Consider the following 19156-nt stretch of genomic DNA (forward strand, 5'->3'; position numbering starts at 1 on the left):
TTCTAAAGATTAAGGTTCCCTTTCCCTAGCAGATCGTTATACTCTAAGATAAATTCAATGGGGTATAGATCTTTTAATTCTCCACGAACCGTTTAGTTCCTCTACACAGATAATAACCTTTTCTTTTTAGTGTTTAACCTTGCTGAGCGGTTATCCTATTAATATTGATTTATCCAAAATATAAATATCTATATTTATATTTTGGATAAATCAATTGATGGAAATTTAGGGATAAAATTAAGAGGAAGGTCTGTCCAAAACTCATTACAGTTTTGAACAGACCCCTTGTTTTACGCATTCTGTTCTTGGGATAATTCAGAATGTTTCCGATTTATAAGAGTATTCTCCCATTGCAGAGGAATTCAAACTACACTAGTCAGAATACAATAAGCAACAAATTATTTTATTCCTCTTCCATGTAAGGATAGTTAATTACTGTTCGCGGCACAAATGTCTCTTTAATTGTACGTTGACTCATCCAACGATATAAGTTGATTGCACTGCCAGCTTTATCATTTGTACCTGATCCACGACTGCCGCCGAATGGTTGTTGTCCAACAACCGCACCGGTAGGTTTGTCATTGATATAGAAGTTACCTGCTGCATGATCCAAGGCTTTTGCCATCTTGATAATTGCAGCTCTGTCTTGTGCAAATACAGAACCTGTCAATCCATAAGTGGTTGCTGTATCACATTCTTTTAAAGTTTCTTCTAATTTGTCATTTGGATATACATAAATGGTCATAACCGGCCCAAAGATTTCTTCTACCATTGTCTTGAATGCCGGCGTCTTTGCTAAGATTATTGTGGGCTCTACAAAGTATCCTACACTATCATCGCTTCCCCCACCAATGATAATGTCAGCATCTTTAGATTCCTTCGCATAATCGAGATAACTTTGAATATTTCTAAAGGATTTTTGATCAATAACAGCATTCACAAGGTTTGTAAAATCACGAACGTCACCCATCTTGATCTTGCTAATTTCTTCTTCAAGACGTCTTTTTAAATCACCCCATAGACTTTCAGGGATATAAGCGCGGGACGCTGCAGAACACTTTTGCCCTTGATATTCGAAAGAACCAAGAACGATTGCACAGGTAAGTGCTTCAATATCTGCCGATTCATGAGCAAAGATAAAGTCTTTACCACCTGTCTCACCAACAAGACGAGGATAAGTAACATACTTAACAATATTTCCGCCCACTTGATTCCAAATATTGTTAAATACACTTGTCGATCCTGTAAAGTGGAAGCCTGCCATTTTAGGATGACTGACTACAACTTTACCAAAGTCAACCCCTCGGCAAGGTACGAAGTTGATAACCCCTGCAGGCAAACCAGCTTCTATAAGAATTTGCATGACATAGTAGTTTGAAAGTACAGATGTGGATGAGGGCTTCCATAAAACGGTGTTACCGGCCATAGCTGGAGCAGTAGCAAGGTTACCACCGATTGCAGTAAAGTTGAAAGGTGTGATCGCTGCAACAAAACCGTCAAGCGCACGATATTCTACGCGGTTCCAAATACCACTTGAGTTGTTGGGTTGTTGTTTGTATATCTCTTGTACATAGTAAGTATTAAAGCGAAGGAAATCTGCTAATTCACAGATGACATCGATTTCTGCTTGAAAAGGATTCTTGCTTTGACCGAGCATACAAGAAGCCGATAATTTTGCTCTGTATTTTCCAGTCAACAAATCTGCTGCTTTTAAGAAAATAGTAGCCCTATGTTCCCAAGGCATGTTTTCCCATTCTTCTTTAGCTGCTTCGGCAGCTTCGATTGCCATAAGGAGTTCTTTTTCACCAGCTACATAGTATTGGCCAAGTACTTTCTGATGATCATGAGGGCAAATCATTTTTTCTTTATTCTCTGTACGAATCTCTTTTCCACCAATAATAATCGGTACTTCGACTGGGTTAACTAATTGTCTTTCAAGTTCTGCTTTTAAAGCGAACCGCTCAGGTGATCCCGGCATATAACCTTTAATCGGTTCATTTTCCGGAAGTTTAAGTTGAAAATATGCATTGTTCATTTTTAACATTCCTCCTAGTATTTTTCATATCATACCACTGCGGATTCAAGTAACAATTCTCCCCCGCTGAAGCGTTCCAATCCAAATCGTTCAATGGGCATAAAACAATTTTGACCTAGAATCTTCTGAGCCAGAAGAACCGCTGTTTGAGGAGCAACCATAAAACCATGACCGCTAAACCCTGCAGCCACCCACATTCCTTTAGCGTCCGGAACTTCATCTAAAATCGGATTGGCATCAGGGCTCATATCATAGAGGCCAGACCATTGCCGAACAACCCGCAGGTTCTTTAAAAGAGGCAAGACTGTGGTCGCTTGACGAGCCACATCCTCTAAGAACTCCCAGCTGGAATTAATGTTAAAGTCCTTGGGTTCATTAGGGTCACCTACTCCCATAATAAAACTGCCGTGTGGGGTCTGTTGACAGTATAAACGATGGTGTAGAGAGATAACCATCGGCCCCTGGCATGGTTCAACCGGTTCGGTAACCAGCGCCTGATGCCGCTGGGGATAAAGGGGCAGTTCAAAACCGACCATTTTACAGATCGTACCCGCCGCATATCCGCAGGCGTTAATCACCATCGATGCCGCGATATCTCCTTTAGAGGTCTGAACAGATGTCACTTTGCCTTTTTCCCGCGTGATTCCAGTGACGGAAGTGTAGGTCTCAAATTTAACCCCCAGCCGACTGGCGGCTTTATAGTAGGCATCCACAACGTGAAACGGGTTAGCATGACCGTCCGATTGACAGAAAGTAGCACCGATTAGCCCTTTAATATTCAGATGGGGTACGATTTCTAGAGCTTCCTGTGGAGTGATCATTTTAGTAGGTATCCCCAGACTATGCTGAATGGCAACATTCTTTTTGTACTGGTTCCATTCGTTTTGAGTGTAGGAAACCATCAGGTAACCGCCTTGTTTAAACTCGATGTCTCTATCATATTCCAGTTCTTCATTCATACCCTCAAAACGCTTCACACTGTCACGAGCAAGAATAGCGTTAGTTTCCGTTCCCCATTGCTGGCGAACACCGGCACCGCATCGTCCCGTTGCTCCTGATGACAGGTATTGCTTTTCGATAACCACGATATCCTTAACTCCACGCACGGCCAATTCATACGCAGTGGCGCACCCTGTAATCCCACCGCCGATAATCACAACGTTAGCTGATTTTTTCAATTTATTCACCCCCCGCAAAGGTTCCCAGTTTCACCGGCCTCACTGTTGGCCGAAAGGTAGGCATCAAAACTTCACCAACAGGGATCCCGTAATATTTTGCCAATTCCTGCGCGATCAGCATCCGACAAGTACGTCCTTGGCAAGGACCCATTCCGGCACGAATGACACGTTTAATTTCATCAATAGTACGGTAGCCTTGATCAATCAAAGACTTTATTTCCTCCAGAGTGATATCCTCACATCGGCAGACGATCGTTTCCTTAGTTTGCATGCCTAACCCCTCCCAAACGAATACTACGAAGGTCCATGGCCAGATCATTAGGTACGACTAGCCATAGTGTGTATGTCTTATTTTTCTGACCGCCTGACTGAACTTTAATGACTTCAAAAACGCCAAGTTCTTCTCCGGCTCTGCCCAAGCCAACTACTTTATCGCTTACTTGAGGGACTGGAAGATATTCATAAGGAATCCTGACAACCGCTTCCGTATCGCTATATGAGGCATCCACAATGAAGATGGCTAACCCAGGGCAACGGCTAAGGCAGACACCGCATCCATTACATTTATCAAAATCAAGTTTCGGCAGATTATTAATATCCTCCATCGGCTGAATTGCACCTTGCTTACAGGCTTCTGTGCAAGGATTGCAGGGAATCTCCTGAAAACATTCGATGATGGCTACAGGGCCTTTTTTTAGCCTGTCTTCGGAAGGGGAAACCTTTTTAACATCTTCAGCTGTTGGAATACCCGTTTTGTTTAACATACCACTCCCCCCTTGTCCATTAGGTTGATTATTCCCCTCAGCGTCTTTTGACCGGCGGGACCAGCACGAAGTTCGCTTAATTCGGCAAGAGCCTCCGCTTGAAGCTTCGGAGCAATATCCTCTCCATACCCCAAACTGCAAGCAGCACTTATACCTGCCAAACGACCTTCTACCATAGCCGAACTTGCTTCTTCGACCCCGCTTACATCCCCTGCAACGTAAAGCCCCGGACGAGTGGTTTCTAAATATTCGCTTCTGACAGGGACATGTCCAGAAAGCTCTGGCACGTATTTCATCTGGCAATCTGCTTGAAAGCAAAGTTCAGTTAATGGGCTTAACCCAACCGCCAGACAAACCACATCGACTTTCAGATCTTGCTCACTCCCTAAAACCGGTTGCCAGCTCTCGTCGAGCTTACAGATAATCGCACCCTCAACACCTTCATCACCATAGGCCTCAGTGATAGTATGCGAAGTTAATATTGGTACCCCAGCGCGTCGAATCTTAGATGCATGAACGAGATAACCACCGATGGTCGGTGCAGCCTCAATTATCGCTGCTATCTCCACACCTGCCTGCATTAATTGGTAGGAGACAATTAGTCCAATATTTCCCGCTCCGATCATTAAGACGCGTTTTCCAGGGACAATGCCATGAACATTCATCAAAGTTTGTACCGCTCCTGCCCCGTAAATGCCCGGGAGGTCATTATTGGGGAAGGCAATCATTTTTTCTGAGGCGCCAGTGGCTACAATGATCTTTTTGGGGGTTATTTTTAAATGTTTGCCTTGACCTTCAGCCGTTACCACTCCATCTTCATAAATTCCAAGTACTGTGGTGTCAGTCCAAACTTCAAGGTTGGGATTATTTCTGCACTGCTCTATAAGTAAATCGCCAATCTGGTAACCTCGATCACCAGCATATTGCTTCTTTGAACCGAAGAATTTATGTGTCTGTTTGATCAATTGACCGCCGGGTTTTCCGTCCCGTTCCAAGACTAGGACGCTGGCACCCAGATTAGCCGCAGCAGAAGCAGCACTTAGGCCTGCCGGTCCGCCACCAACAATAAGGATCTCAGTCTCTTTCACCTTAGGCACCCCTTTCCCTGCTGAGTCTCTACCCTCATTCCGGGTTTCAACTTTTCCACACAAATTCTAATATTGGGTTCTCCATCGACATCCATTAGACAAGAGGAACAATTTCCAATCGCACAAAAGAGACCCCGGGGACGATGCATTACGTGACTGTGGCCCAAAACTCTAACTCCAGCCGCATGAAGTGCAGCAGCAATAGTTTCACCCTCAAAGCCCTTAAGTTCCTGCCCATTGAAGAAGAAAGATATCTCTTCCCCACGCTGAAATTCTAAAATCGGATGCTCGGTGATACGCATAAAAAAACCCACTCCCCTATTTATAAATAGTTGAAAGAATGTCCTTTCATGTCGTATTAATATGCAATTCCTGTGCCATGATTTTAGTGGTTAAGATAATTCACAATTTATTAGCTTTATATATAAGAAGACTATGGAAAAAAGAGAGTCCTTCTCTCAAACCTTGTAAGTGTCACCGAACACCATCAAGGTTGAAAGAAGAACTCCCAATATTCCATTCTTTTGCCATCCCAATCAATGGGGATAATGTACTTAGGTTGAATAACTATTCTCCGAGATAAGACTTACGTATATCCTCATTGGTTGCTAAATCTTGGGCCAGACCTTCCAGTACGATTTCCCCGGTCTCTAGGACATAAGCCCGATTAGAAATTTCCAAGGCTAAGTGAGCATTTTGCTCTACTAATAGAATTGTCGTTCCGGCTACATTGATATCCTCAATGATGTGGAAAATCTCTTCCACCAACATTGGGGCAAGACCCATACTGGGTTCATCAAGGATCAGCAGGTCAGGCCTGGCCATCAGGGCCCTGCCCATGGCAAGCATTTGCTGTTCCCCTCCGGATAAGGTGCCCGCTAACTGCTTAATTCTCTCCTTTAGTCTGGGAAAATGATGATATACCCGATCAAAATCTGCCTGTCCAGGCTTGCCCTTCCTGCTGTGCGCACCCATTAGAAGGTTCTCATAGACAGACATCTCTGGAAATACTCGACGCCCTTCCGGTACGTGAGACAGACCCATCTCCACAATTTTATGAGGAAGCATGCCCTGAATTTGGACATCTTTAAAGGTTATCCTGCTGTCTTTATTGGATGGTTTCAGAAGTCCGGAGATTGTGCGTAAAGTTGTGCTCTTCCCTGCTCCATTGGCTCCGATTAAGGCGACGATCTCTCCTTTTTTTACTTCTAAGGAAATTCCGTGTAACGCCCTAATTGAGCCATAGCTTACATTTATCTTTTCTAACGTCAACATGTCTTGGCCCTCCCTAGCGACGAATTCTGCTTTTGAATTTACCGGAGCCCAAGTATGCCTCGATAACGGCGTTGTTGCTTCGTACCTCTAAAGGCGTCCCCTCAGCAATCAATTTACCATAGTCCAGCACGGCTATTCTCTCAGAAATACCCATGACCAGCTTCATATCGTGCTCAACGAGAAAAATTGTGATACCTGTATCACGAATTCTGCGAATCATTTCCATTAAGACGACTTTTTCCTGGGGGTTCATCCCCGCTGCAGGCTCATCTAAAAGGAGTAGCTTTGGCTTGGATACTAAAGCTCTCGCAATCTCTAAGCGTCTCTGTTCTCCATAGGAGAGGTTTTTAGCCATTTCCTCACATTTTGTTGCCAAATCAAGGAATTCCAGCGCTTTAATTGCTTTCTCTTCTATTTCTGCCTCTTCTCGCTTCATGCCTGGCAAGCGAGTAAATGCTTGAAATAAGCCCGCTTTTCCTCGACAGTGGGCACCAATCTTCACGTTATCTAACACAGAAAGTTCACTGAACAGACGGATAGTCTGAAAGGTTCTAGTGATACCCATTTCTGCAATCTTGTGAGTAGGTATACCAACTAAAGGTTTGCCGGCTAACGAAATTGTACCTTCGGTGGGTTGATAGATACTTGTGATCAAGTTAAACACCGTACTTTTACCCGCTCCATTAGGCCCAATCAAAGCCAATATTTCGCCCTGATTTATTTCTAGATTTACAGTATCGACCGCAGTCAGACCGCCAAAGCGGATGGTTACGTTGTCTAAAGTTAATAAACTCATCCCTATTCCTCCCGTCCGGCCTGTTTTTTCTTAGGAAACATCATTGCCCGGCGAACGGCCTGCCTTAAGTTTACTCCGCCCATTAAACCATAGGGACGAAAGATCATGATCACGACGAGCAGTAGCCCGTAAACGATCATTCTATAGTTAGAGAGAGGTCTCAAAATTTCCGGAGCAGCGGTAAGAACTATAGCACCAATTATGGTTCCGGGAATACTCCCTAAACCACCCAAAACAACAATACTTAAAATATCGACGGACTTTTGAAAACCAAAATCGGTCGGTTGAATAAATGTGGTCGTATGAGCAAATAAAGCTCCCCCCACCCCTGCACAGAAAGCACCAATGGCAAAAGCCTGAATCTTATACAGCGTGGTGTTAATCCCGACTGCTGAGGAAGCAACCTCATCTTCTCGAATAGCCAGCATAGCCCTGCCGTTCCGAGAATTTTCTAACCATACCATAAGGCATATCATCAGAACCGCAATAGTCATAACGATAGGGAAAGTTGTTGATCCCTCAATCCCCAGAAAACCAATGGCACCATTGGTAATCTTCATATTCGTGAATTGGACTCGTACAATTTCCGCAAAGCCCAGAGTGGAAATAGCCAGATAATCCCCGGTTAGACGTAAAGTCGGAAAGCCTATAATAACTCCAAAAACACTTGCTATGAGACCACCAATTAGTACCCCAAGAAGAAAAGGCAGGTCAAAATTCACAGTGGCTATCGCCGAAGAATAAGCCCCGATACTCATGAAAGCCGCATGACCCAGGGAAAGCTGACCCGTTACCCCTGTAATCAGATTTAAGCCCAGAGCCATGATTAAATTTATGCCAATAAAAAACGCAATCATAAGCAAATAGGGTGGAATAATGTCATTAATCATTTGTGAGCCGTAAGCAGTTAAACCAAGTAAACTGAGGAACAGCAGAACTTGTACAATCCAATTATTGAGTAATTTTTTCATTGCCATTTCCTCCTTACACCTTCTTATTGGCTTTTCGCCCCATAATTCCCGATGGTTTAAACAGGAGCACCAATATTAGGATGGCAAAGGCGAAGGCATCCTTGTACTCAGACAAATTCACGGTCACGCCCAGTATTTCAGTTAAACCAATCACTAGTCCACCGATCATTGCCCCTGGAATGCTTCCAATCCCTCCAAGGACAGCCGCTGCAAATGCTTTAAGGCCCGCTAAAAGCCCCATGTAAGGCTGAACTGCGTTAAAATAAATACCAGCTAATACTCCTGCGGCCCCTGCCAGGCCGGACCCTATGGCAAAGGTTACAGATATTACTCGGTCAATATTAACCCCCATAAGGCTGGCTGCATCCTGGTCCTGAGCACAAGCACGCATAGCTCTTCCCATTTTAGAGTAGGTTACAAAAAGATGTAAGCTAAGCATCAAGAGACCGGCTACTCCGATAATTACAATCTGGTAAATTGTAATCTGGAAATCACCGATCTCAAAAATTCGATTTTCAAAAAGGGTAGGAAACCCCCTAGTATTGGGTCCCTTAACCCGAACCATTAAAGACGACAGAAAGAACGATACTCCAATAGCACTAATCAGCGCAGAAAGTCTTGATGATCGACGCAAGGGTCTATAAGCGACCCGTTCGATAACAACCCCAAGCACCATAGTTATAAACGTTGCACCTAATAACGCTACGTAAACATTAACATAATTTGTCAATGCTAAAACTAGTCCAGCATATGCGCCAAACATAAAGATTTCGCCATAAGCGAAATTAATCATACCGATGATACCGTACACCATGGTGTAGCCCAAGGCAATCAGGGCATATATACTACCTAGGGCAAGTCCGTTGACCAGCTGCTGCATCAAATTGTTCAAAATCGGCAAATTTCGGCGCCCTCCTTAAATAAAATAATTAATTGGACTATTCTGAATTTGTCTTAATGTTTTGTAGCAGCACTGGTCCTAGGACCTAGTGCTGCTACAGCTATTAGTTAAGGAAACGACAGCACAGGTTATTTTATTTCTACAGGAACCTTCTTCAATAAGGCAAACTTGCCATCTTTAACTTCCAATAGATACACTGGACTCTTAATTGGCTCACGGTTTTCTTGGAAGGTAATAGATCCGGAGACACCATCATAATTCTTAGTTTTAGCAAGGGAGTCTTTAAATTTCTCAGACTCAGCACTATTAGCATCCTTGATAGCCTTAGCGATGAGCATTAAGGCATCATACCCTTGGGCAGCAAATAGATCTGGCAATTCGTTGTTGTATTTTGCTTTATAAGCATTAATGAACTTTTCGGTATTAGGTGTTGGTTGCTCAGGGGAGAATCCAGCATAAGAGATTGAGCCTTCTACAGCAGCCCCTCCGATTTTCATGAGATCGTCCCCTTGAAGGCCATCCCCTCCAACCATAATTGCCTTAATCCCTACTTCACGAGCTTTCTTCATGATCAGGGCTCCCTCGGTATAGTAACCGGAAAAAACGATAACATCTGGGTTGGCTGACTTTATTTTGGTGATCTGTCCACTAAAATCCGTATCTTTATCTTGGATAAATTCTTCGATTACAACCTTACCGCCATTCGCATCAATAGCATCGCTAAAGATTTTAGATAACGAAACGCTGTAATCATTGTTCTTAGAAGTAATCAAAGCCACGTTTTTCCAGCCTTTTTCCTGAATAACGTACTTCATAGTTGCAGGAGCAGCAATTGTATCAAGCAACGTATCCCGGAAAACGTATGGTCCGATTTCTACAACATTCATACCTGTCGAACCTGCAGACAAGATAACTGTCTTTTTGCTATTGGCAATCTGTCCGGCCACACGAGTGATACCCGTTGTTGGATCCCCGATAATAGCCGCAACCTTGTCTTGACTGATCAACTTATTGGTTATGTTAATCGCTTGATCCTTTTGTCCCGCATTATCCTCTTCCACCAGTTCGACCTGACGTCCGAGAACACCCTCTTTATTAAGTTCTTCTACTGCCATGTTAAGACCCTTCAAGGTATTTAGACCATACATTGCCACGTCCCCAGTCTTAGCACCCAGGAAACCAATCTTAATAGGTTCTTTGCTGTCTGCAGCCGGTGTAGTTGCTGTTGCCGCTGGCTTACTCGCCCCGCAACCACTCACCATGATCAAAGCGGACATAATTACACTCATAAAAACCAGGGATTTTCTCTTCTTGTGAAACATTTTTTTCCTCCTTCTTTCTATAAGATATACTGATATGTATTATTAGACAGAATCTTAGAAATCCCTGCAGTACTTTAAAAGAAATATTGTATTTTTATGTGTTTAATGGGGATAGTCCTTTTAATACAATAAATTGCCTTAAACAGCCTTTTGTACGTACAAACAACGGGCAATATGTTTAAACAATTTAAACACTTTTGTTCAAAGTGTTTAAACACCCTCTAGGCAAATAGCACTTCTTAGGGTACATTTAATATACGAGGAGTGGTAATATGAAATCTCTATCCCTTTCATTACTAATGGATCAAAACGTCTCAGTCATTCAGTCTAATCAAAGTCTTCGTGAAGCTTTAGAAAAGGCGATTACCCATCATCTAGTCATCAAAGCTGAAACCCAATTGATTGGGGTCCTTACCATAGAACAAGCTGGTATACTCACTCCAACAAACCAGTTGTTAAATGAACTCCACTGGGTGCCCCCATTAATCATTGAACCAGAAACAGATACCCTCGTTTTTTGCCAAGAACACCTTAACGACTTAGGTCCTGTTGTCATTATGAGTGCTACTGGAGAGATATTAGGAGTAGTCACTCCCTCTCTTTTAGTTAAAAGTTTGTTCTGCTCCTGGAACACTTTAAATACTTTTTTCAATACCCTGCTTGATACTGTTAATGAAGCAGTCGCAGTAGTTACTCAAGAAGGGATTGTCAGCCATTGGAATTCCAACGCCCAAACTATGTACTCCATAACTGAGGACTCTATCATTGGGAAACCTATTTCTGATTTCTTTGAACGAACAGCTTTAGCAACACTGGCAATTCTTGACGAAGGACGGCCTATTCGCCAGGCTTACCACAGACCTCGTCCAGAAACACATGTTCAAATTAACGCCTCCCCTGTAATCTTAGAGGGTAAGATTGTAGGTGCAATATCAACAGAACAAGACATAACCCAAGTGGTTCGCCTCAACGAAGAATTATCCTATGCAAGTTCTCAATTGCTAGACCTCAAACAGAAAACAGCCTCTTCCAATGACCCTTTCGGCAGAATTATTGGCAAAGGCCCTTCAATCCAACACACGATATCTATTGCGCGTAAAGTTGCTAACAGCGAAGCTACCATTCTTATCACAGGAGAAAGCGGTGTAGGAAAAGAGCTCTTTGCTCAAGCAATCCATAAAGACAGTCTTCGGGCTTCTAAACCTTTTATTGCTGTCAATTGTGGAGCTATACCAATGGCCCTCTTTGAAAGCGAATTATTTGGATATAGGGGTGGGGCCTTCACAGGAGCTGAACGCAAAGGTAAACCGGGCAAATTGGAATTAGCCAACGGCGGCACCCTCTTCTTAGATGAAATCGGAGAGTTGCCAACTCAGCTTCAGGTAAAACTTCTACGGGTTTTGCAAGATAAGTGCTTCTACCGTGTAGGAGGTACAGAGCCTCTGACTGTAGATACTCGAATTGTCGCAGCAACCAACCGTGACTTAGATAAGATGATTAAAAGCGGGGAATTTCGCGAAGATCTCTACTACCGTTTAAATGTAATCGCCCTCGAAATCCCCCCTCTGCGCGCTCGAACAGAAGATATTCCCGATTTGATACAAACCTTTCTCCAAGAATTTACGATTAAATACAATAAACCTACACCAACTCTTGACCCCGAGATAATGCTTAATTTCTTAAGGTATGATTGGCCTGGTAACATCCGTGAATTACGTAATGTAATTGAAAGGCTGGCTATACTGGCCGAGGGTACGATACTGAATGCTCAGTATCTTCCTTCTAATCTATCGCCCTTTAACACTGGCATCCCCTCATCCCCCTCCCCCTTAACCTCCCAAATTATGCGACGAAATCTCCACACAGGGGAAAATTCCGGGGAAGTAAAACACATTGCCTTCACCTTGGAAAAAACAAACGGCAACAAAACAGCCGCTGCAAAACTGCTCGGTATATCCCGGGGCACCCTTTATTATAAACTCAAACAATATGGCCTGGCCTGAGGAGAAATCGTAATAATATACATAAAAATATTAAAGCCGATAATCCACTTAATTGAGAATTATCGGCTTTAATAACTATTTCTTTAGCTTAGCTAAGGCATCTGCCAAGGCTGTATTTATCGGTCCACTATCCTGTTGGTTCTGTAAATATTTACTGACATCTCGCTTATTTAGATTCCCCTTCTCACCTTCTTTTCGTTTTGTAAAGGCTGAAAGTTTTTCACGATATCCACAAACACAGGAGAATAGTTTGTTGTCCCCATCCCCTTTGATCTCCATCTTTTTATGGCATTCCGGACACCTTGCATTTGAAACTTGAGAGAGCCCTTTTCGGTAACCGCATTCTCGATCTTGACAGACAAGCATCTCACCCTTTTTACCTTTTACTTGCAAAAGGTATTTTCCACACTCCGGGCACTTGTTCCTTGTCAAGTTATCATGCTTGAACGTTTGAGAACTGCCTGTCACCGTTGATACAAGTTGTGTTGCATATCCTCTTATTCCTGTCAGAAAGGATTGACTTTTAGCCCGCCCTTTGCTTATTTCTGTCAACTGCTGTTCCCACTTAGCGGTCAGAACCGGGGACTTTAGTTCTGAAGGAACCAAACCGATGAGCTGGATCCCTTTGGATGTAGGAATGATCTCTTTGCCCTGTCGACTCATATAGAAGGAATTGAAGAGTTTCTCTATGATCTCTGCACGTGTTGCAGGGGTTCCCAGTCCATGACTTTGGTCCATCGCTTCCCGCAATTTCAAATCTCCAATTAATTTCCCCGGATGTTCCATCGCTGACAGCAATGTAGCCTCAGTGTGTCTTGCGGGCGGTTTAGTTTTACCGGACATTAACTTAACAGAGGGGTTTTTGAACATATCCCCCTTGCGAATTTCTGGGAGATTTTGTTCTTCCTCCCCTTCTCCATTTGCTGACTCATCATCAAAGTGACCCTGACCTTCGTATACCTTTCGCCACCCTTTAAGCTTCACAATTTTTCCTTTAGCGCTAAAGAGCTCCCCGTTAATAGCTACCTTAACGAGGGTTTGTTCATATTCAAACGCTGGTGAAAGAACGGCAAGAAACCGTTTGACAATCAAATCATAAATTTTCAATTCCTCCGGACTAAGCCTAGACAGCGTTGGGGGCTGTTCTGTCGGGATAATTGCGTGGTGATCGGAAACCTTCGATCCATCGACAAAGCGTTTTGTGATGATAAGTTTGTTGCGTAAAATGCTTCGAGCTAAATCTACATAAGGTCCCAAAGCAACGCTTTTTAGGCGTTCGGGTAAGGTGGATACGATATCTTCACTAATATGACGAGAATCTGTGCGTGGATAGGTCACTAATTTATGATTCTCGTATAATTGTTGCATCACTGAGGAGGTAGTCTTGGCTGAAAAACCATATTTTCGATTGGCATCCCGTTGAAGCTCCGTTAAATCATAGGCTAGGGGAGGAAGTTCTTTTTTTCCTTCTTTTTTAACCTCGACCGCTTCTCCGGTTTTTCCAGATACTTTAGCTAGCAACGCCTCCGCTTTATTCTTATCAAAGATCCGATTTTGGCCACTTTGATCTTGCCAACGAAGTGTAAAGCCATTTGTCAAGACGTTAATCGCCCAAAAATCTTTAGGAACAAATTGTTTGATTTCATTTTCTCGTTCAACTATCATCGCCAAGGTAGGAGTTTGCACCCTCCCCGCGGAAAGCTGGGCATTGTATTTACAGGTCAACGCTCTAGTAACGTTCAAACCGACTAACCAATCTGCTTCCGCACGACATTCTGCGGCGGCGTATAAAGATTCGTACTCTTTACCTGGTTTTAAATTGTTAAACCCCTCTTTGATGGCCCGCTCAGTTAAGGAAGAAATCCACAGTCTTTTGATTGGTTTTCTCCATCCGGCTTTTTTTATTATCCAGCGTGCTACCAATTCCCCTTCCCTTCCCGCATCTGTCGCGATAATCAGGTCCACAAATTCCGAGCTTTTCATAAGGTTTTTAACCACGCCAAATTGCTTAGAGGTTTCTTTCATAACGACTAATTCCATCTTAGCAGGCAACATCGGCAAATCCTCTATCTTCCAGGATTTATATTTTTCGTCGTACATTTCCGGGTCAGCTAAAGTCACTAAATGCCCTAGCGCCCATACTACCACGTATTTTGCACCGATGAAGCATCCGTTGCCCTTTTGATTGCAATTGAGGATTCTCGCGATTTCACGACCAACTGACGGTTTTTCCGTTAATATTAGTGTCTTTCCCATGTCATAGCTCCTCATCTATTTTGTCTTAATAACATATTCTCAGGTCTTCTCATAACCTTAATTTACTTAAATCCTAAAAGATATTATATTCCCTTTCCGGGCAATCACTTTGTTCTTGTTTTACATAATAAGCAACGACACAGCTAACTGCTCCGTCTATATACAGAATTCTTTCTTATTTGGACTTTAAATCTGCCTTCGAATCTTGAATTCGATTAATACGGTCCTTGACGGAGAAGTGTTTCTTTTGGAACACTTCTCTGATAGTTGACAATGATTAGCCCAAGTGCGACTAAGGCTAATGCCATGAACATATTGACTGTCAAACGTTCCCCCGGAATCAATAATGCAGACAAAATCGCTCCCGAGACGGGTGTCATAAACTTATAGACACTAATTTCTCCTGCCTTATTGTATTTCAGAATTGCATACCATAAAGAAAATGCGGTAGCGGAAAGAAAGGCGGAATAAACCAGAAGCAGAACAGCTTTATTCGAAAAAACCAAAGTGTGAGGTTTCACCCCCGGTATTCCGACCGCAATAAGAAGCAGAGATCCTAACAACATTTGCCAACCCGTCAGAACAAAGGGATGAACCTCTTTCGAAATCCGTTTTGCTAAGATTGTTCCTAAAGCGCTCACAAGGCCGGATAAGATCATGAATCCTTCGCCTTGCCATGAGAAATTCAAAGTAAAGTCTTGACCTGAATTAATCAAGATGATCCCCACTAAACCAGCGATTAAACCTAATACTTTGCGAAAATCTAATCGATCATCGCAATAAGCGAAGTGGGCTAAGACCACAACAAAAAAAGTACTTGCCGAAGATAAAATTGCAGCTTTCATCCCGGAGGTGTGAGCTAATCCATTATAGAAAAAAAAGTATTGTAAACTGATTTGCAGTAAACCCAGTAAAAAAAGTTGAGGTAAGATTGTTCCCCTTACCTTTAGCGACTGCTGAAATCCCACCACAGTTAAAAGAAAAATCAAAATAGCAGCCAAAAAGAAGCGTATTCCAGCGAATACTATAATTGCGGAACGATCGTCCGGCAGTATACCGAGTTCTAAATAGCTTACTTTTAACACTGGAAAGGCACTCCCCCAAAGAACAGCGCAAAAAAGGGCAATAACTATGACCCAATATCTATTAGTTAAGTAATGTCTTAGACCATGTTCTTTTCTTGGTAAAATCAAGTTCGTTTTTTCCTTCCGATTATCAATTCTACTTTACTATCTTTAAATAATAGTCCTTATCGCAGAAATGGTCAAATTACATTGCTTTACCATTCCGCTTTAAACCATACAGCAGTCTTATCATAAAACGCAAAAAGAACCTAACGTTAGGTTCTCTGCTGTATAAATCCCTTACTGCCGATATCCTTTAGCCCACTTAATTATCTTTAAACAACGCTGACTATCAAGATTGAATTACATCCACCCATTGAGCCTTTGTCAATTCTTCTAATTCTTCCACGGTTAACTTCAAAGCTGTATTTGAAGCACCGGCAGCCGGAAAAACTTGGGTATAAGCTTGCAGTGAATGATCCAGATAAATAGGTATCGGATGTTTCAACCCAAACGGACAAACCCCGCCTACAGGGTGCCCAGTTGCCTCAGATACTTCCTCCGCTTCGGGCATCTTTGCCTTAGTATGGAAAATTTCTTTAAACTTTCTATTATCAAGCCGCTTATCTCCGGCCATTAGGATCATGATAAACTCGTCTTTCACTTTAAATAGCAATGACTTAGCGATTTCTCCCGGGGTTACTCCCAAAGCATCCGCCGCCTTTGCTACAGTACTTGTATCCTGAAACTTTAATATCTTAATATCTTTTTTGTTCTGCTCTAAAAAAGCAGCTACTGCTTCTACAGACATAACCCGAATCCTCCAATTACTTATGATTCACCCAACATAAATCTTCATTTAAACAGATTATTGCTTTTGAATACATTGCCCGATCAATGACAAATTGCATGTTAACCTGCCGAAGAGACTGAGAAACACATTTAATGTTAATATTATTCTTAGCCAAGGCATTAGCGGCTCTGGCTAAAATCCGAGGCATAGCAATATTTGAGCCGATACAACAAACAATCGCAGCTTCCTGGACTGTAACCGTTCGATACTCAGCTTCTAATTCGGATACCAAGGATTCAGCAAGATCTGCCTGCCATATTACGAGGGAAATGCTATTTGCATTTGTGGTTTTCATGATATAGCTAATATTATACTTTTTAAACTTCTTCATAATTTCCAGATCGAATCCCGTTTCACCTACCATAGATGTATCGTGAATTTCTAAGATAACTATTTTATCCGAACCGGCGATAATTTCGATCTTCGCCTGGGGACCAATATAATCATTTGAAATAACTGTTCCAGGGTGGTTAGGTTCAAAGGTATTCTTAATGCGAAGGTTTATTTCAGCCATTTCTAGTGGTTTAGACGCATTTGGATGAATGGCTTCCATTCCTATATCAGCAAGTTGGTCTGCAACATCGTAATTTGTTCTGCCCACTGGAATTGCCTTATCGACACCCACGATTTTCGGATCAGCTGATGACAAATGATATTCTTTATGGATAATTGCTTCATCTGCATGAAGATGGGTTGCGATCTTTGAAAAGGTTATTTCAGAGTATCCCCTTTCGTATTCTCGCATAATTCCCTCGATCCCTTTTGTATAACCAGTTGCTACAATGATTGCTTCATGAGGGTTTACGTTCTTGAAAGACTTTTCAATACGTTCACTAATTGAGAGTTGTTTAGAATCTCGGAAACCCGTTAGGTCAACCAACTCAGCAAGAATTCCATTATTACGAAGAATATTCACAGTATTGAAAGCGGAATGAGCCTCTCCTATCGATGCCAGCAACTCTCTCGCGGCGGAATAGATACTGTCTCGTCCCACATAACCGGAAGCAACAATATCTTCCATACTATTAAGATATGCCTTCGTTTGCACAACTCGTTCTACTAAAAAATCTCGACACACTTTTAAATCCAGGCCAAGTTTAGTAAAAGTTTCATTGATATCCATGGCCATACCTAACAAGTCATCCATAGCTGATTCATAATCTTCGCCTTTGATAAATCGTTGATAAACTCCCGGAGCTTTGGTCTTTTTATCTTCGAGAAGCATATTGGTTACCCCTGCATATGCCGAGACGACGAATACTCTTCCATAACGAAAACCATCTGAACTTGGATAGCCGATTATATCTTTGAGTACATTTTGAAATTGCAACATAGATGTTCCACCGATTTTCTCCACAGTTAACATAATATTATTCGAACCTCTCTTCTGTATTTCTTATTTCTGCACTATCATAATTCGTCGAAACTCAGCACATTCCTTCAAAACTCTCATAATTTAATGGATTCCATTAACATCCCCTGAACCGATTGTACCAATTATACGCTAAAACTAGCCTATGATCCAATTTTAAGGATATTTGAACATATTTGCGATACAATGTAAGGCTCGAGGTATTCCTGCAAATATCCCGACACAAACCAAAGAAAGCCATCAGATGTATGATAACATCGATGACTTCTCCACTTTGCATTTAATTGCTATCTTAAAACAAATTCTATCTTGTCAACAGGGTACACCCCTTAGAGAATTAACATTAGGCAATACTCAGCCTGTACTTGAGAGATATTGGGTTGAATTCTGTACGACGTTTACGTCGTTCAACTAAATAATCAAGAACTCGCTCGGGCGAAGTGTTAAGAATCTGCTGTTCAGAAATCCCAGTCTCCCTCACCAACTCTAACGCTTCGCTAAACTCGCCGACTCGGTCCCAAAAGTGAGCATCGCTCCCCAAAATTACCGGGCTCTTATACTTTGACATGTAGCGGGCAATAGAATTGCAATTATTCCTTGCTCTGTCCTTTCCACTAATCGTTGCAAGTGAACTGTTATTGACCTCCACAGGGACGTTCAAAAGGGCAGAAGCGTGTGCGATCTTTTCGAGATCCATCTCAAAATCAGGTCGACCTGGATGAACCATTATATCTATATAGGGATTTAACATTGCCTTGAGATAAGCTTGCGTATTTTGTTCGCATGTCCCGCCTGGATAACAAATGGGATGCAATCCTGCGAGGATAAGCTTCAGTTGCTCTAAATATCTCATCGGCATATCTAAATCCCCTTCATAGTTCGTGATATTGGCTTCAACACCAGGTAAAATTTTAACCCCGTATAACTCATCAGGGAGAATTGATAAGTTATCAAAATGAAAAAGGTGAGGAGCACCTGGCATTTTTGGGCCGTGGTCTGTCATTCCCAACAATTTAATTCCTCGGCGAGAAGCTGCCAGTGCATTTTCTGTTACAGTACTGTACGCATGTCCGCTGGCAATGGTATGGGTATGCAAATCAACTAACAGTTCCATTTTTTACACCTCATCACTTTTCTAAAATTAGTCTCATAATCTCCGTATAATTTATTATATAGGGTGATTGTTAAAAAGGAATTATCGCTAGGTAAAGTTTGAGTTAAGGATTTAGACTTAATATATGTTGGCATTTGTTTTAATTTTTATCTCCAATTTGGATA

The 19156-nt window shown here is 42.3% G+C and carries 17 protein-coding genes; 1 reads left to right on the forward strand and 16 read right to left on the reverse strand.

The features are described from left to right. Positions 1-403: 403 nt before the first annotated feature. The 11 genes from pruA to BUB11_RS18645 all read right to left on the reverse strand — a co-directional run bounded on the left by pruA (position 404) and on the right by BUB11_RS18645 (position 10330). Positions 404-2035, reverse strand: a complete 1632-nt coding sequence (gene pruA, locus BUB11_RS18595; protein ID WP_073031248.1) for an L-glutamate gamma-semialdehyde dehydrogenase — start codon at positions 2033-2035, stop codon at positions 404-406. 29 nt (positions 2036-2064) lie between these two features. Then, positions 2065-3213, reverse strand: coding sequence for an NAD(P)/FAD-dependent oxidoreductase (locus BUB11_RS18600; protein WP_073031249.1), 1149 nt, complete (start codon positions 3211-3213; stop codon positions 2065-2067). A 1-nt stretch (position 3214) separates the two neighbouring features. Further along, positions 3215-3484, reverse strand: coding sequence for a (2Fe-2S)-binding protein (locus BUB11_RS18605; RefSeq protein WP_073031250.1), 270 nt, complete (start codon positions 3482-3484; stop codon positions 3215-3217). Next, complete coding sequence (locus BUB11_RS18610; protein ID WP_073031251.1) at positions 3474-3977, reverse strand: 4Fe-4S dicluster domain-containing protein; 504 nt, start codon at positions 3975-3977, stop codon at positions 3474-3476. Before BUB11_RS18610 ends, BUB11_RS18605 begins: the two co-directional genes overlap by 11 nt. Further along, positions 3971-5065, reverse strand: coding sequence for an NAD(P)/FAD-dependent oxidoreductase (locus BUB11_RS18615; RefSeq protein ID WP_073031252.1), 1095 nt, complete (start codon positions 5063-5065; stop codon positions 3971-3973). Before BUB11_RS18615 ends, BUB11_RS18610 begins: the two co-directional genes overlap by 7 nt. Then, a complete protein-coding gene (locus BUB11_RS18620; protein WP_073031253.1) occupies positions 5062-5367 on the reverse strand; it encodes a (2Fe-2S)-binding protein in 306 nt (101 codons plus the stop codon). Before BUB11_RS18620 ends, BUB11_RS18615 begins: the two co-directional genes overlap by 4 nt. Before the next feature lie 265 nt (positions 5368-5632). Beyond that, the gene (locus BUB11_RS18625; RefSeq protein WP_073031254.1) at positions 5633-6340 is read right to left on the reverse strand and encodes an ABC transporter ATP-binding protein; all 708 of its coding nucleotides are present in this window, start codon (positions 6338-6340) and stop codon (positions 5633-5635) included. A gap of 13 nt (positions 6341-6353) precedes the next feature. Next, positions 6354-7136 carry an ABC transporter ATP-binding protein gene (locus tag BUB11_RS18630; RefSeq protein ID WP_073031255.1) on the reverse strand — a complete coding sequence of 261 codons (783 nt, stop codon included), beginning with the start codon at positions 7134-7136 and terminating at the stop codon, positions 6354-6356. 2 nt (positions 7137-7138) lie between these two features. Continuing rightward, positions 7139-8107 carry a branched-chain amino acid ABC transporter permease gene (locus BUB11_RS18635; protein ID WP_073031256.1) on the reverse strand — a complete coding sequence of 323 codons (969 nt, stop codon included), beginning with the start codon at positions 8105-8107 and terminating at the stop codon, positions 7139-7141. A gap of 13 nt (positions 8108-8120) precedes the next feature. Beyond that, complete coding sequence (locus BUB11_RS18640; RefSeq protein WP_084110386.1) at positions 8121-9008, reverse strand: branched-chain amino acid ABC transporter permease; 888 nt, start codon at positions 9006-9008, stop codon at positions 8121-8123. A 128-nt stretch (positions 9009-9136) separates the two neighbouring features. Beyond that, entirely contained in the window at positions 9137-10330 is a 1194-nt protein-coding gene (locus tag BUB11_RS18645; RefSeq protein ID WP_073031257.1) for an ABC transporter substrate-binding protein, read from the reverse strand. A gap of 272 nt (positions 10331-10602) precedes the next feature. Between BUB11_RS18645 and BUB11_RS18650 the strand changes: the two genes are divergently transcribed. Continuing rightward, positions 10603-12333 (forward strand): sigma 54-interacting transcriptional regulator, encoded by a 1731-nt coding sequence (locus BUB11_RS18650; RefSeq protein ID WP_073031258.1) that lies wholly within the window; start codon positions 10603-10605, stop codon positions 12331-12333. 75 nt (positions 12334-12408) lie between these two features. Here BUB11_RS18650 and BUB11_RS18655 read toward each other — a convergent pair whose 3' ends face one another. The 5 genes from BUB11_RS18655 to BUB11_RS18675 all read right to left on the reverse strand — a co-directional run bounded on the left by BUB11_RS18655 (position 12409) and on the right by BUB11_RS18675 (position 18992). Next, positions 12409-14589 (reverse strand): DNA topoisomerase III, encoded by a 2181-nt coding sequence (locus tag BUB11_RS18655; protein WP_073031259.1) that lies wholly within the window; start codon positions 14587-14589, stop codon positions 12409-12411. A 215-nt stretch (positions 14590-14804) separates the two neighbouring features. Further along, positions 14805-15782 (reverse strand): DMT family transporter, encoded by a 978-nt coding sequence (locus BUB11_RS18660; RefSeq protein WP_073031260.1) that lies wholly within the window; start codon positions 15780-15782, stop codon positions 14805-14807. A 223-nt stretch (positions 15783-16005) separates the two neighbouring features. Beyond that, positions 16006-16464: a YbaK/EbsC family protein gene (locus BUB11_RS18665; RefSeq protein ID WP_073031261.1), complete on the reverse strand. Its 459-nt coding sequence runs from the start codon at positions 16462-16464 to the stop codon at positions 16006-16008. 16 nt (positions 16465-16480) lie between these two features. Further along, on the reverse strand, positions 16481-17872 hold the full coding sequence (locus tag BUB11_RS18670; protein ID WP_073031262.1) for an aspartate kinase: 1392 nt from the start codon (positions 17870-17872) through the stop codon (positions 16481-16483). A gap of 349 nt (positions 17873-18221) precedes the next feature. Beyond that, on the reverse strand, positions 18222-18992 hold the full coding sequence (locus tag BUB11_RS18675) for a phosphatase (RefSeq protein ID WP_073031263.1): 771 nt from the start codon (positions 18990-18992) through the stop codon (positions 18222-18224). Positions 18993-19156: the final 164 nt, after the last annotated feature.

It is taken from the genome of Desulfosporosinus lacus DSM 15449 (assembly GCF_900129935.1).
In the GTDB taxonomy this organism is placed as follows: Bacteria; Bacillota; Desulfitobacteriia; order Desulfitobacteriales; family Desulfitobacteriaceae; genus Desulfosporosinus; species Desulfosporosinus lacus.